At 71.8% G+C, this 14602-nt stretch carries 13 protein-coding genes, 1 rRNA gene and 1 riboswitch; of the genes, 2 read left to right on the forward strand and 12 right to left on the reverse strand.

All coding sequences use genetic code 11. The features are described from left to right. Positions 1-59: 59 nt before the first annotated feature. A riboswitch (glycine riboswitch) is annotated at positions 60-159 on the reverse strand. Between the two features lie 231 nt (positions 160-390). Together ACWEPF_RS30900 and ACWEPF_RS30905 are read left to right on the forward strand one after the other, a co-directional pair. Continuing rightward, positions 391-1386, forward strand: coding sequence for a PRC and DUF2382 domain-containing protein (locus ACWEPF_RS30900; RefSeq protein ID WP_452175160.1), 996 nt, complete (start codon positions 391-393; stop codon positions 1384-1386). Positions 1387-1611: 225 nt separating this feature from the next. Continuing rightward, positions 1612-3051, forward strand: a complete 1440-nt coding sequence (locus ACWEPF_RS30905) for an MFS transporter (RefSeq protein WP_452175161.1) — start codon at positions 1612-1614, stop codon at positions 3049-3051. A gap of 142 nt (positions 3052-3193) precedes the next feature. Here ACWEPF_RS30905 and ACWEPF_RS30910 read toward each other — a convergent pair whose 3' ends face one another. The 12 genes from ACWEPF_RS30910 to rrf form a co-directional block, all read right to left on the reverse strand. Continuing rightward, positions 3194-4657, reverse strand: a complete 1464-nt coding sequence (locus tag ACWEPF_RS30910; RefSeq protein WP_452175162.1) for a DNA polymerase IV — start codon at positions 4655-4657, stop codon at positions 3194-3196. A gap of 59 nt (positions 4658-4716) precedes the next feature. Beyond that, positions 4717-5472, reverse strand: a complete 756-nt coding sequence (locus ACWEPF_RS30915) for a SanA/YdcF family protein (protein WP_452175163.1) — start codon at positions 5470-5472, stop codon at positions 4717-4719. Between the two features lie 40 nt (positions 5473-5512). Next, complete coding sequence (locus tag ACWEPF_RS30920; RefSeq protein ID WP_452175164.1) at positions 5513-6190, reverse strand: MerR family transcriptional regulator; 678 nt, start codon at positions 6188-6190, stop codon at positions 5513-5515. Between the two features lie 244 nt (positions 6191-6434). After that, positions 6435-6905, reverse strand: coding sequence for a bifunctional nuclease family protein (locus ACWEPF_RS30925; protein WP_380148371.1), 471 nt, complete (start codon positions 6903-6905; stop codon positions 6435-6437). A gap of 91 nt (positions 6906-6996) precedes the next feature. Then, positions 6997-7689: a transcriptional regulator FtsR gene (gene ftsR / locus ACWEPF_RS30930; RefSeq protein WP_380148673.1), complete on the reverse strand. Its 693-nt coding sequence runs from the start codon at positions 7687-7689 to the stop codon at positions 6997-6999. 134 nt (positions 7690-7823) lie between these two features. Further along, positions 7824-8684 carry an FHA domain-containing protein gene (locus ACWEPF_RS30935; protein ID WP_452175165.1) on the reverse strand — a complete coding sequence of 287 codons (861 nt, stop codon included), beginning with the start codon at positions 8682-8684 and terminating at the stop codon, positions 7824-7826. Positions 8685-8865: 181 nt separating this feature from the next. Next, entirely contained in the window at positions 8866-9780 is a 915-nt protein-coding gene (locus ACWEPF_RS30940; RefSeq protein WP_452175166.1) for a DUF881 domain-containing protein, read from the reverse strand. Between the two features lie 11 nt (positions 9781-9791). Further along, on the reverse strand, positions 9792-10124 hold the full coding sequence (locus ACWEPF_RS30945; RefSeq protein WP_380148365.1) for a small basic family protein: 333 nt from the start codon (positions 10122-10124) through the stop codon (positions 9792-9794). Continuing rightward, positions 10121-11020 (reverse strand): DUF881 domain-containing protein, encoded by a 900-nt coding sequence (locus tag ACWEPF_RS30950; protein WP_380148363.1) that lies wholly within the window; start codon positions 11018-11020, stop codon positions 10121-10123. Before ACWEPF_RS30950 ends, ACWEPF_RS30945 begins: the two co-directional genes overlap by 4 nt. Before the next feature lie 136 nt (positions 11021-11156). After that, the gene (locus ACWEPF_RS30955) at positions 11157-13652 is read right to left on the reverse strand and encodes a sugar phosphate nucleotidyltransferase (RefSeq protein ID WP_380148361.1); all 2496 of its coding nucleotides are present in this window, start codon (positions 13650-13652) and stop codon (positions 11157-11159) included. 159 nt (positions 13653-13811) lie between these two features. Further along, positions 13812-14423, reverse strand: coding sequence for a CDP-alcohol phosphatidyltransferase family protein (locus ACWEPF_RS30960; protein WP_380148359.1), 612 nt, complete (start codon positions 14421-14423; stop codon positions 13812-13814). Positions 14424-14519: 96 nt separating this feature from the next. Continuing rightward, positions 14520-14602 (reverse strand): 5S ribosomal RNA (rrf, locus tag ACWEPF_RS30965); the annotation flags it as partial.

The raw sequence follows: 14602 nt of genomic DNA on the forward strand, positions 1-14602 counted from the left end.
GTGAGGGTGGGGCCCGCCGGCTCCCTCGCCGTCGGTCCTGCCCTGCTTTCCAGAGTGACCTACCCCGCACGGTACGGATGCCTGAGAGATTCCGGGGAGGGTTTGCTCCTTCGGCGCCCTGCTCCACCGAGGCGGAGGGGACTCTCCCGAGCGGGCTCGGCAGTCGCGCCCAGGGTACCAGCGGTCGCGCCGCAGATCACGGGCGCCCCCGGCGCACTCCGGCCGCTCCCGACCCGCCCTCGAACGGCCCCATCCCCTCCCCAACGGCGGCGTTCGAATGGCCGACGTCCGATTGATGGCTTTTCGTGTGAAGTGCGGCCGGGCAGCTCTGCCGACCGCCCCCTGACGGAGTGTCAGGGGTGCTTTCGTACCTCTCCTCTGGAGGACAGCGTGCAGACCGACATCGACCCGCGAGACCTGATCGGGCACAAGGCGGTCGACCGGAACGGTGACAAGATCGGCACCGTCGACGAGGTCTACCTCGACGACGCGACCGGCGAACCCGAGTGGGCGGCCGTCCGCACGGGGATCTTCGGCCGGGACGCGTTCGTCCCGCTGACCACCAGTGAGTTCTCCGGCGAGGAGCTCCGGGTCCCCTACGACAAGTCACTGATCAAGGACTCGCCCGACTTCGGCGTCGGCCAGCACCTCTCCCCGGCGCAGGAACTGCAGCTCTACCGCTACTACGGCCTGGAGACCGGCATGCCCGTCGCCGCCCCGGTGGCGGCCGCCGCCGTGGCCGCCAACGGCACGGACGCCGTCAAGGACCTCGACTTCGGCACCATCGGCACCACCAAGGAAAGCAGCAGCGTGAACGCGACCACCACCGCCCCGACCATGACGGCCGCCCCGATGGCCTTCACCGCCACCTCCGAGATGCCGGCCGCCCCGGTCACCACCGCCAAGCCGGCCGAGTCCGCCGCACCCACCACCCCGACCGTCCCCGGCAACGCCCCGAGCGGCCCGATCGAGATCACCTGCCGCGAGGAGCGCCTCGACGTCACCACCGAGTGGCACGTGCTGGGCACCGCGAAGCTGCGCAAGTACGTCACCTCCGAGGCGGTGGAACGCAAGGTCCCGGTGGTCAAGGAGCGGGTCCGGGTCGAACGGGTGCCGGTCACCGAGGCCGAGCGGGCCGCCCTCAGCGAGCAGGAGATCGCCGAGGCCGTCGAGGAGGTGACCCTCCGGGAGGAGCGCCCGGTCGTCCGCAAGTACCTCGCCCCCGTCGAACGCGTCCGCCTGGTCGTCGAGCGCTACACCGAGGAGGCCGTCATCCACGACGAACTCCGCCGCGAACAGGTCGAGATCCACGACGACACCACCGAACCGGTACCCCCGACCCCTCAGGCCTCCCCCGGCCGCCCGGAACCCCTGCGCCCCTCCTGACATCCCCTCACGAAGCCGCCCCTCCGGGGGCGGCTTCGCCGTTTCCGGAACCCACCCACGTGCCCCAGGCCACTTCGCCAGAGCTTCACCCCTCCCCTCCGCCCCTCGCCCGCCCGGCAGGGCACCCCACTTTGCCAAAGCTTCACCAGACAATATTTGACACACTGAAGTATCTCCCGTCATGGTTACTTCAGTCCCTTGACTTTCAACCGAAGGAAGCTTCCCGTGAGGCCGAGCAGCACGCGCGTGCTCCCCGCCCTGGTGCTGGCGATGCTGGCATTCAGCGTGGTGCAGACCGCCGTCGTCCCGATCCTGCCCTCGCTGGCCCGCGAACTGGACGTCTCCGGTTCCAGCATCACCTGGCTCATGACGGCGAACCTGCTGTCCGCCGCCGTCCTGACCCCGCTGCTCGGCCGCTTCGGCGACCTCCGCGGCCGCAAGCCGATGCTGCTGGTCTCGCTCGCCGGCCTGGTGGCCGGCTCCGCGCTCGCGGTCGGCACCCACTCGTTCACCTGGCTCGTGGTCGCCCGCGTCCTCCAGGGCGCCGGCGGTGGCGTACTGCCGCTGGCGATCAGCATCGTCCGTGACGAGCTCCCCAAGGAGAAGGTCACCGGCGGCGTCGCGGCCATCTCCGCCTCGATGGGCGTCGGCTCCGGCCTCGGCCTGGTCGCCACCGGCCTGCTGCTGGAGCACTGGGACTACAAGTCCATCTTCTGGATGGGCCTCGGCTTCGGCCTGCTCGCCGTCGTCCTGGTCGCCGTCCGCGTCCCGACCGACCCGGTGGTCGACAAGAACGGCGGCGCCGACCCGCTCGGTGCCCTCACCCTGGCCGGCTGGCTCTCCGCCCTGCTGATCGCGGTCTCCCAGGGCAACACCTGGGGCTGGACCTCCAACCGCACCCTGGGCCTGTTCGCCGCCGCCGCCGTGATCGCCCTGGTCTGGGGGATCATCGAGGTCAAGGTCAAGCACCCGCTGGTGGACATGAAGATGATGGCCCGTCCGGCCGTCGCCTTCACCAACATCTCCGGCCTGCTGATCGGCTTCGGCATGTACGGCTCGTTCATGGTGATCAGCAACTTCGCCCAGACCCCCGAGAAGCTGGCCCACTACGGCTTCACCGCCACCGTGCTGCACGCCGGCGTCATGCTGCTGCCCTCCGCCGTCGGCTCGATGGTCGCCGCCCCGGTCGGCGCGCTGCTGATCGCCCGCCGCGGCCCCCGCCTGCCGCTGGTCCTCGGTGGCGTGCTCGGCTCCGCCGCCATGGTCTACCTGGCGCTGCGTCACTCCGCCGAGGGCGACATCTACTTCGCCTCGGCCGTCTTCGGCCTCGGCGTCGGCCTCGCCTACGCGGCGATGCCCGCCTACATCAACGGCGCCGTCCCGGCCGAGCAGTCCGGCATCGCCAACGGCATGAACGCGGTGCTGCGCACCGTCGGTGGCGCCATCGGCACCGCCGTGATGGCCGCGATCCTGACCGGCGACACCCTGAAGCTGCCGATCCCGGTCCAGCTGCCCACCCTGGACGCCTACAAGCACGCGTTCTGGGTCGCCGCCGCCGTCTGCCTGGTGGCCGCCGTCGTCCCGTTCGCGATCCGCCGGATCAAGGAGACCCCCGCTCCGGCCGAGGCCGCCGCCTCGCCCGAGCTGGTGAAGACCGACGCCTGACGAGGCGTCACCACCCGCGCGCTCAGGGACGGGTCGCGCGGGTGGGCTCCGGCCGCCGCCGGTACGCGAGGGCATCGCGCCCGGACGAGCGGCCGCAGGATGAATGGCCCCCGCACCGCTGGACACGGTGCGGGGGCCGTCGTCATTCCCGCCCCCACTCACCCGGCCGACGCCGGTCGTCCTCCTCGCCCTCCGCCCGCTCGCCCTCCTCCTGCTCGCCCTCCTCCGCCGCCGGCCGCACCATCCCCGGCCGCAGCGGCAGCGGCCCCGAGGGCTCCAGCTCGGGATCGTCCACCGCGAAGGTCCGCACCCGCCCCACCTCGCCCTGCGGCGTCTCGAAGCGCACCGTCACCCGCCCCACCCCGCTCCCCTGCACCCATCCGGGCCCGAGCTGAGCGTGCGTCACGTCCTGCCCCGGCCGCCACTGCCGCACGACCGCCGCGGCCGCCACCACCTCCGGCACGTCCTCCTCCGCGGCCCCGGCCGCCTCCGCCGCCCGTTCCTCCCGCTCGGCCTGCGCGAACAGGTCCTCCTGGGTGAAGTCGGCCAGCTGCGCCACGCCGACCCCGAGCAGCCGGACCCCGCCGGTGATGTCCACCTGCTGGGCCAGCCGCCGTGCCGTCTCGGCGATCACCACCGGGTCGTCGGTCGGGGACCGCAGCGTCTCGGAGCGGGTGATGGTGGAGAAGTCGAAGCGCCGCACCTTGAGCACCACCGTCCGCCCCGAGCGCCCGGCCGCGTGCAGGCGGCGGACGCAGCGGGCCGCCAGCTCGTCGATCTCGCGCAGCACCCGGCCCCGGTCCGCCACGTCCACCTCGAAGGTGTCCTCGACCGAGACGGACTTGGCGTCCCGGTCCGGCACCACCGGGCGCTCGTCCAGGCCCAGCGCCATCTGGTGCACCCCGGCCCCGTGCGCCCGGCCCAGCAGCTGGACCAGCTCGCCCTCCCCGGCCTCCGCCAGGTCCGCCACCGTGGTCAGCCCCGCCCGGCGCAGCACCTGCTCGGTGGCCGGGCCGATCCCGGGCAGCGCCCGCGCCGACATGGTGGAGAGCACCGCCCGCTCGTGGCCGACGCCGATCAGCACCAGCCCGTCCGGCTTGGCCTGCTCCGAGGCGATCTTGGCCATCAGCTTGGAGCCGGCCACCCCGACCGAGCCGGTCAGGCCGGTGCGCTCCTCGATGTCGGCCCGCAGGTCGGTGGCGATGGCCACCGCCATCTCCGCCCCCGCCTCCGGATCCACCGCAGCCAGCGCCGGACCGTACGGCCCGGCCTCCAGGTCCACGAAGGCCTCGTCCACGCTGAGCGGCTCGACCAGCGGGGAGAGCTCCCGCAGCAGGCCCATCACCACCTCGCTGACCTGGCGGTAGGCGTCGTAGCGCCCGCTCAGGAAGGCCGCGTTGGGGCAGAGCCGGCGGGCCTGGGCCATCGGCATCGCCGAGTGCACCCCGAACTTCCGGGCCTCGTACGAGGCGGTGGAGACCACCCCCCGCACCCCGAGACCGCCGACGATGACCGGCTTCCCGCGCAGGCTCGGCTTGGCCGCCTGCTCCACCGCGGCGAAGAAGGCGTCCATGTCGAGATGGAGAATGCTCGGCACCGACCGCACCCGCCGATCATCCCGCACCCCACCGACAACCCCGCCGCCGACGGCGCCGACGCGTCAGGTCAGCGCGGCGCGGCCACCGCCACCCCGACGCCGTGCTCCTTGTCGCCCCAGAAGGTCGGGTCCGGCTCGAACGCGGCGTCGAAGGCCGCCTTGGCCGCGCCGGGGATCTCCCGCAGTCCGCCGTAGTACCAGGTGGAGTTGGGGTCCTCGTCCACACCGACGGCGTAGGAGTCGATCCCGGCGGCCTGACAGAGCGCCAGCACCCGCCGTGCGTGGAAGGTCTGACTGATCAGCACCGCGCGGTCGACCAGGAAGACGTGCTTGGCCCGGGTGCAGGAGTCCCAGGTGTCGAAGCCCGCGTAGTCCTCGACCACCTTGTGGGCCGGCACGCCGTGCTCGACCAGGTAGGTCTTCATCGCGGTGGACTCGTCGTACTCGGTGCGGCTGTTGTCGCCGGTGACCAGCACCGCCTGGATCTTCTCCTGCCGGTACAGCTCCACCGCCGCGTCCAGCCGGTGCGCCAGGTACGGCGAGGGCTTCCCCTCGAAGAGCCCGGCCCCGAAGACCACGCCCACCGGCGCCGCCGGGGCCCCGGCCACCGAGCCGACCCGGTCCCCCGCCGCCAGCCAGAGCCAGCTCATCGGTGCCAGGGCGACCGCCGTGCCGACCGCCAGGGCCTGGAACCACCGCCGCTGGGTCGCCCGGCTCCGCAGCAGCCGGGCCAGCGCGGCCCGGCCGTGCAGCACTCCGCCGCGCACCGCCCGCCGCAGCCGTCGTACCCGCTTGACCCCTTGAGGCCGTCGTACTCGTCGCACCCGCGTTCTCCCCTTGTCGTCCGCGGGGAGTGACGCCGGGTCAGCCCGCCCGGTTGCGCCGCTGCGCGAGCTCGTCGCCCGGGTCGTAGCCGACCACCGTCTCACCGGTGTCGGTCCGCTCGGCGTGCAGCCGCCCGAGCGTGCCCTCCAGCTCCTGCCGGACGGCGCCGACCGCGATGCCGAACATGCCCTGACCGCCCTTCAGCAGGTCGACCACCTGCTGCGGCGAGGTGCACTCGTACACCGTGGCACCGTCGGACATCAGGGTCAGACCGGCCAGGTCGCCCTCGTCGACGCTCTGCAGGTGGCCGACCGCGATCCGGATGTTCTGCAGCGAGACGCCGGTGTCCAGCAGCCGCTTGACGATCTTCAGCAGCAGGATGTCCCGGAAGCTGTACAGCCGCTGCGAGTTCGCCGGGTAGGCCGTCCGCACGCTCGGCTCCAGCAGGCCCGTGCGGGCCCAGTAGTCCAGCTGGCGGTAGGTGATCCCGGCCGCCGCGCACGCCGTCGGTCCGCGGTAGCCGATCAGCCCCGAGCTCGGCGCGAGCCGCTCGATGGCCGGCTGGCCCGGCTGCACCGCGGGGAAGCGCGCGAACCGCGGCAGCTCCGCCCCGGCCTCCAGGTCCTCCCGGGACCGCTCCAGCACCGTGCGCGCGGAGCGCGGGACGTGCACGGAGCACTGGCCGGTGCCGTCCGCTCCGTCGCCAGAGCCGCTCATGCCTACCTCCGTCCGCTCCGTCGTGATGGGCCGTCATTTCCGGCGGCACGTGCCGCCGGGGCCACAACTGACGGTAGGCAGTCGCCCAGGACCCGTCAACGATCGCCACGCCGGGGCACCGGGACCTTGTCACCCGGCCGAGTGGTTTTTCGTGCCCCTAGTGTGGGTATGCGGACGCCCTTTGGCAAAAGCCGATTTGCGCAACGGTCGGAGCGGGGGCTACTGCTCCCCGGTCAGACGGACGTCACTGCTGGCCGCCGAAGTCCTCCGGCGAGACCTGGTCGAGGAACTCGCGGAACTTCTCCACCTCGTCCTCCTGCTCGTCCGGGATCGCGATGCCCGCCTCGGCGAGCACCTCCTCCGCGCCGAAGATCGGCGTGCCGGTGCGCAGCGCCAGCGCTATCGCGTCGGACGGACGGGCGCTCACCTCGACGCCGCCGGAGAACACCAGGTCGGCGTAGAAGACGCCGTCCCGCAGATCGCTGATCCGGACCTCGGTCAGGTCCTGCCCGAGCGCCTCCAGCACGTCCTTGAACAGGTCGTGGGTCAGCGGCCGGACCGGCGTCATCCCCTGCTGGGCGAACGCGATCGCGGTGGCCTCGCCAGGACCGATCCAGATCGGCAGGTACCGATCTCCCCCGACCTCCCGAAGCAGCACGATCGGCTGATTGGAAGGCATCTCCACCCGGACACCCACGACGTCGAGCTCATTCACACTGGCAACCCTATGGCCCCGGTCCCGGATATGAAAGCGCAGCCGGTCAGCGGCGCCCGGAGGAGCGGACAACGTTCACTGCGCCCGCGCCCTACGGCCGGGCCCGCAGCCCCGCCTGCACCATCGCGGCGTGCAGCCGCACCGAGAGCGTGGCCAGCTCCCGCGCGGTCGCCTCGGCGTGCGCCCTGGTCTGCGGATTGCGGTGCCGGCGCAGCGGCGCCACCACCTGCTCCACCAGGGCCACCTCGCGGTCGGCCGCCGCCTTCATCGCCCGCAGGTGCCGGGGCTCCAGCCCGAACCGGCCCAACTCGCCCACCAGGCGGGCGACCTGCAGCGCCTCGCCGTCGTAGCCGCCGTCCGGCCCCGGAGCGATCAGCCCGTACGACTCCCACTCCGCCAGCTCGCCCTCGCCCGCCTCGGCGGCCGCCAGCAGCTCGGCCCGGCCGAGCCGGACCCCGCCGCCGGCCGACACCGCCACCAGTTCGCGGTCCGCCTCCTCCACCGGGCCCGGCCGGTTGTCGGGCGCGGGCAGGGCCGGCGGCGCCTCGCCGCGCTCGATCGCGTCCAGGTGCTCGCGGATCACCCGCAGCGGCAGGTAGTGGTCGCGCTGCATCCGCAGCACGTACGCCAGCCGCTCCAGGTCCGCGGAGCTGAACTTGCGGTAGCCCGAGGGCGTCCGCTGGGGCTCCACCAGCCCCTCCGCCTCCAGGAAGCGGATCTTCGAGATGGTGACCTCGGGGAAGTCGTCCCGCAGGAACGCCAGCACCGCGCCGATGCTGAGCAGTTCGTCGCCGCGCCGCCTGGCCTCGCCCGCTCGGCGCGAACCCGGGACGGGCGAGGACTCGGTGGTGGAAGGGGTGGTCACACGGGCTCCTGCCGACGTCGGATCCAGTCCCCCCGGACAACGGCCTTGCGGTCTCAGTACCCCCGCTGCTGGCTGGCGAAGAAGACCAGGCGGTACTTGCCGATCTGCACCTCGTCGCCGTTGCCCAGCTGGACCTCGTCGATCCGCTCCCGGTTGACGTAGGTGCCGTTCAGGCTGCCCACGTCGGCGACGCTGAAGCCGCCCGGACGGCGCCGGAACTCCACGTGCCGCCGCGAGACCGTGACGTCGTCCAGGAAGATGTCGCCCTCGGGGTGACGGCCCGCGGTGGTGACGTCCTTGTCCAGCAGGAAGCGGCTGCCCGAGTTCGGGCCGCGCTGCACGATCAGCAGCGCCGAGTGCGGCGGCAGCGCGTCGATCGCGGCCAGCACGTCGGCGTTGAGCGCCGGGGTGGCGCCGGTGCCGGTCGTGGTGTTGGGGTCGTAGGACTCCAGGCCGTGGATCGAGATGGTCGAGGTGACCTCGGCCGAGTGCTCCGGAGCGCCGCCTCGCAGCTGGTTGCCGCAGTTGGAGCAGAACCGCGCCGTGGCGGGGTTCCGGTTCCCGCACCGGGGACACGGACTCGGACCGGCAGCCATGTTCACAGCCTCCTGGAGGTCCACACCCGGCAGGGTCTGACCGGCATAGGGGTCGTTCGGGGCGAACCCTCCACCAGAGGTTGAGGGTCCAGACTGGAAACCTATGCGCGGAGTGCCGGACTGGTCGGCCGACGCGCCGTAACCCGCCGGATTCTGCCCGCCGTCCCGGAACAGCGGACGCTCGGCGTACTCCGCCGACTCCGGCGAGGGACGCATCCCCGGCACGGAGGACTCGTCCGCCCGGTGGCGGGCGGTCGGCTGCTCGACCGCCGCAGCGCGGTTCTTGTTGCGGCCGAACAGCTTCGAGAACAGACTCACGGGCGAATCCCCTTGCGTGTGACAGACCCGCCCGCGGGGCAGGGTGTGCGGTTCGGACAGGCGGCCGGCCGCGGTGACGGCCGGAATCGGACGGGCGCTCGGCCCCAGTCTCCCCGACCGGGATGCCCGCGCCCGCACCGGGGGCGGTGCGGAACTGACGGACCGTAGGTCGGTCGGGCCGTCACTTCGCCGCCGGCTTGGCGTACTGAGGGACCGTCGGAGCGGCCAGCGCGTCGACGACGACCTTCTGCTCCTGGGTGATCGTGGCGCGCGCCTTCTGCTTCTCCAGGCTGCGCACCACCCCACCGGGGATGTTCAGCGCGGGCGTGAGGTCCTGCGGGTTCCCCACCACGGTGAACCGGTACGGGGCGGACAGGACCTTGCCGTCCACCTGCACGCGGTCCTCACCGCTGTCGGTGAAGTAGCTGCCGGCCACCACTCGCACGTCGTTGATCTGAATCGCCTCCGCCCCTGCGGCTCGGAGTTCCTGCAGGGTGTCCAGCAGCATATCGGCCTTCACCTGCCGCTGGGGATCATCGATCGTCAGCACGATCCCCGGGCCGGTCGCGCGGACCGTACCTGCCAGCACCCCGAGCTCCGTCGCCTTCTTCCTGGTCTGCTCCTGGGCCTCCTTGGCCTGGTTGGAGCTGTTCTCCAACTGCGCCAGAGACTGCTCCAGCTGCGTCTTCTCCTGCTGGAGACGCTGCTGACGGCTGTCCAGTTCGTCGAGGATGCGGACCAGGTCCTCCTGACGGGCACCGCGCAGCTGGCTGTGGTCGTTGGTCGAGCGCACCTGCACCGCCAGCGCGAAGCCCAGCACCAACAGCAGCGTGGCCACCACGAGCTGACCGCGCGACAGGCGCGGCGGCCAGAGCGCGGTCCGCAGCCGCCGGCGCGGGGTGTTCTCGTCCACCGGCTCCGCCACCGCCGCCGGCTCCGGCACGACGTCCGGCTCGGGCCAGACCTCGGGCTCGGGCTGGGGCTCCGGTGTCGGCTCGGGCTCCCGGACGGCCTCCGGCTCCGGCGTCGGCTCGGGCGTGTCGTGCCGCTCCGGCTCCTCCGGGGCCGGCTCCGGCTTCTTCTCCTCCGCTGCCACGACTCCCCCTCTCAGGCCCGGAACACGTGCCGGCGGATCGCGGCGGCGTTGGAGAAGATCCGGATGCCGAGCACGACCACCACACCGGTGGAGAGCTGCGACCCCACCCCGAGCTGGTCGCCCAGGTACACGATCAGCGCGGCCACCACCACGTTGGAGAGGAAGGAGACCACGAAGACCTTGTCGTCGAAGATCCCGTCCAGCATCGCCCGGACGCCGCCGAACACCGCGTCCAGCGCCGCCACCACCGCGATCGGCAGGTACGGCACCACGGCGTCGGGCACCTCGGGCTGCACGATCAGACCGGCGATCACGCCGATCACGAGACCCAGCACGGCAATCACGGGGTAGCTGCTCCTGAGGTGTCGGGCTGCGCGTACCGCAGCGTGATGCCGAGCGCGCCCGGCACCGTCAGCTTCTTCTGCACGGTGAGCGTGGACTTGATGCCGTAGCTGTCCTGAATGATCTTCAGGTAGCGCCCGGCCTCGCCGTCCTGGAAGGCCTGGCCGAACTTCGCCCCGTCACCGATCGCCAGCACCGTGTACGGCGGCACCAGCGGACGGTTGTCGACCAGCACCGCGTCGCCGGCGGCCCGGATCGCGGAGAGCTCGGTGAGCCGCTGGCCGTTGATCGAGACGGCCTCCGCCCCGGCCCGCCAGACGCCGTTGACGACCAGTTGGAGGTCGCGGTCCCGGAGCCGGCCGGTGTTCGAGAAGCCCTCGGCCTGACGCGGGTCGGAGACGTTGCCGCCGGCACCCGTGCCCGAGGCGTCCTCCAGCACCAGCCTGAAGCCGGGGCCGACCACCTCGGCGGTGCCCGCCCGGGCCGCCAGGTCGGCCAGCGCCGCGCCGCTGTCGCTCTGCAGCGCCTGGCCCTGGGCCTTCTCCACCTTGCCGCGCAGGTCCTGGATCTGCTGCTGCATGTGGTCGGCCGAGCCGGTGGCGTCCTGCACCCGCTGCACCAGGGCGTCCCGCTCACGGGCCAGGGTCGGCGCCGCCTGCTGGGTGTTCACCGCCCCGACGGTCACCACGGTGGTGGCCAGCGCCAGCCCGAGGGCCAGCACCAGCTTGCCCTTCACCGCGGTCGGCATCCGGCTCGGGCCCTGGCCCTCGCGTGCCTTGGCGGCCTCGGCGTAGCCCTCGTCCAGCCCGTGGTCCATCACGCTGGTCAGCAGGGACATCGAGGCGTCCGGGCGCGCGTAGCGTCCGTCCCGGTCGTTCGGCCTCGGCGATGCTGGCATGCGAGACATCGTCCCATGTCGCCGACCGGGTGAACGCACACCCCCCGCCGTGAACTGCCCGATCGGTCACCCGATCGTGACCGGAACGTCCCGGGGCGGGCGGTTCGCACCGCCCGCCCCGGTCGTTCCGCCCCGGCTACCTCCCCGCGCCGTCCACCACGGCCGCCCACTCGTCGAGCAGCTGCTGCGTCGCCGCGTCGTCCGGGCCCTCCGCCCACAGGTGGGTGACGGCCTCGGCCGGGTCCGGCAGCACCAGCGTCCAGCGCCCGTCCGCCTCGACCACCCGCACGCCGTCGGTGGTGTCCAGCCGCCGGTTGCCCGCCGCCTCCACCACCGAGCGCATCACCATGCCCTTGGCCGCCCACGGCGTGGCGATGTCCCGCCGCTGGATGTGCGCCTGCGGGATCCGCGCGTCGATCTGACTCAGCGTCAACTGGGTCCGCGCCACCAGGCCGACCAGGCGCACGAAGGCCGCGGCCCCGTCCAGCACGCCGCTGAACTCCGGCACCACGAAGCCGCCGCGCCCGTCCCCGCCGAAGACCGTCGAGTCCGCCGCGGCCGCCTTGGCCAGGTCGTCCGGCGAGGTGGTCGTCCAGATCACCTGGGTGCCGTGGTACGCCGCCACCTGTTCGGCGATCCGCGTGGTGGTCACCGGCAGCGCCACCTGCCCGCTGCGCCGCTCGGCCGCGACCAGGTCGAGCAGCACCAGCAACGCCCGGTCGTCCTCGATCACCCGGCCCAGCTCGTCCACGAAGGAGACCCGCTCGCCGACGGGGTCGAACCGCACCCCGAAGGCCGCCCGCGAGGAGGCCACCAGCTCACCGAGCCTGGCCAGCCCGGCCCGCCGCTCCTCCGCGTCCTCCGTCGGCCGCGCCTCGTCCAGGCCGCCGCTGACGGTGAGCGCCTCCACCCCGAGCCGCCCCAGGATCGAGGGCAGCACCAGCCCGGCACTGCCGTGCGCGGCGTCCACCACCACCTTCAGCCCGGCCTCCCGGACCCCACGGGTGTCCACCGCCCGCAGCAGGTTCCCCGCGTACGAGTCGAAGACGCTGGCCGGGTGCTGCAGGTCCCCGATCTCGCCCGGGAAGGCCCGCCGGTACTCCTGGCGCGCGTACACCCGGTCGAGCTTGCGCTGCCCGGCCTGCGACAGGTCGGCCCCGCGCTCGTCGAAGAACAGGATGTCCAGCGAGTCCGGCACCCCGGGCGAGGTCCGCAGGAAGATCCCGCCGGCACCACCGCGGGCGGTGTGCTGCCGGGCCACCGGCATCGGCACGTTCTCCAGGTCGCGGACGTCGATCGCGCTGGTCTGCAGGGCAGAGATCATCGCCCGTTTGAGTGCCCGGGCCCCGCGCGAGTGGTCACGCGCGATGGTGACGGTGGCGCCCTTCTTCAGCGTGGTGGCGTACGCCCCGGCCAGCCGGACGGCCAGCTCCGGGGTGATCTCCACGTTGAGGATCCCGGAGACGCCGCGCACCCCGAAGAGGTGCTCCTGCCCGCGGGACTCCCAGATCACCGAGGTGTTGACGAAGGCACCGGCCTCGACGGTCTTGAACGGGTAGACCCGGACGTTGCCCGAGATGATCGACTCCTCGCCGATCAGGCACTCGTCCCCGATCACCGCCCCGTCCTCGATCCGGGCCGCCCGCATCACGTCGGTGTTCTTGCCCACCACGCACCCGCGCAGGTTGGACTGCGGCCCGATGTAGACGTTGTCGTGGATCACCGCCTTGTGCAGGAACGCGCCCCGCTTCACGACCACGTTGGAGCCCAGGACGGTGTGCTCCCGCAGCTCCACGCCGGCCTCGACCTTGGCGTAGTCCCCGATGTACAGCGGCCCGCGCAGCACCGCCTCCGGGTCCACCTCGGCCCCCTCGGCGATCCAGACCCCCGGAGAGATCTCGAAGCCGTCCAGCTCGACGTCGACCTTCCCCTCCAGGACGTCCGCCTGGGCCTTGCCGTAGCTCTCGTGGGTGCCCACGTCCTCCCAGTAGCCCTCGGCGACGTAGCCGTAGACCGGCTTGCCCTCCTTGAGCAACTGCGGGAAGACGTCGCTCGACCAGTCCACCACCTCGCCGGCCGCCACGTAGTCGAAGACCTCCGGCTCCATGACGTAGATCCCGGTGTTCACGGTGTCCGAGAAGACCTGCCCCCAGGTCGGCTTCTCCAGGAACCGCTCGACCCGGCCCTCCTCGTCGGTGATGGTGATCCCGAATTCCAACGGGTTCGGCACCCGGGTCAGGCAGACCGTCACCAGCGCGCCCTTGCTCCGGTGGAACTCGATCAGATCGGTGAGGTTGAAGTCGGTCAGCGCGTCACCGGAGATCACCAGGAACGAATCGTCCCGGAGGGCGTCCTCCGCGTTCTTCACGCTTCCCGCGGTACCGAGCGGGATCTCCTCATTGGCATAGGTGAGGTGCATACCCAGTTCTTCACCGTCCCCGAAGTAGTTCTTCACCAGGGAGGCGAGGAACTGCACGGTGACGACGGTGTCCGAGAGGCCGTGTCGCTTGAGCAGCCTCAGCACGTGCTCCATGATCGGGCGGTTCGCCACCGGCAGCAGTGGTTTGGGCATGCTCGAGGTCATCGGGCGAAGGCGAGTTCCCTCGCCCCCTGCCATCACAACGGCTTTCATTCGGGTGCGTCCTCCTTCGCGGCTCTGGAAAACCCCTGCACGGGCTTCCATCAAACCGTTCCGCAGGCATCTCTACCCGTTGAGTCCCCCTCGACGCACCGGAGGGGCGTGGGACTCGTCTCGTCCCACGCCCCTCCGGAGCACCGCACTTCTCCGCGATCAGGCCGCGACGGCCCGATCCGCCTTGACCAGCTGCCGCACCTGAACGGCGTACAGGATGCCGGCCCACCAGTAGAGCACCGTGCCCCACCAGATGAACGCCCAACTCACCACCGCGGCCGTGTCCGCCAGCCAGCTGTCACCACTGCCCAGGAGCAGGAGCGGGAAGGCGTACATCAGGTTGAAGGTCGCCGCCTTCCCCAGGAAGCTCACCTGGAGCGGCCCGTACCCGTGCTTGCTCAACACCGGCAACAGCGCCCCCAGGAACACCTCACGCGCCAGCAGGATCGCCGTGACCCACCAGGGCAGGATCTCCCGCCAGGTCAGCCCTACCAGCGTCGACAGCACGTACAGCCGGTCCGCGGCCGGATCGAGGATCTGCCCGAGCCGGCTGATCTGCCCCCACCGCCGGGCCAGCTTCCCGTCCAGGTAGTCGCTGATCCCGCTCAACATCAGGATGGCGATCGCCCAACCGTCGTTGTTCGGCCCCCCGAACACCGGCCAGAGAATCAGCCACAGGAAGATCGGAACGCCCACCAGCCGGCCCATGCTCAGCAGGTTGGGAATGGTGAGGACGCGGTCGGTCTGAACGCGCGTCTCCTGGACCTCCACGAGGGGGCCTCCCTGTACGGTACGAAAACGGTGCGGACTGACCATACAACAGAGAAGCCCCCCATCCTGAGGATGAGGGGCTTCTCTTGAATGATTGTTCGGCGGCGTCCTACTCTCCCACAGGGTCCCCCCTGCAGTACCATCGGCGCTGTGAGGCTTAGCTTCCGGGTTCGGAATGT

The sequence above is a fragment of the Kitasatospora sp. NPDC004289 genome, assembly GCF_053602875.1.

Coding starts and splice junctions, on each gene's coding strand:
- ACWEPF_RS30920 (WP_452175164.1), bottom strand. CDS start 6,190: ATGAGCGGCTCTGGCGACGGAGCGGACGGCACCGGCCAGTGCTCCGTG.
- ACWEPF_RS30950 (WP_380148363.1), bottom strand. CDS start 11,020: ATGCCAGCATCGCCGAGGCCGAACGACCGGGACGGACGCTACGCGCGC.
- ACWEPF_RS30955 (WP_380148361.1), bottom strand. CDS start 13,652: ATGAAAGCCGTTGTGATGGCAGGGGGCGAGGGAACTCGCCTTCGCCCG.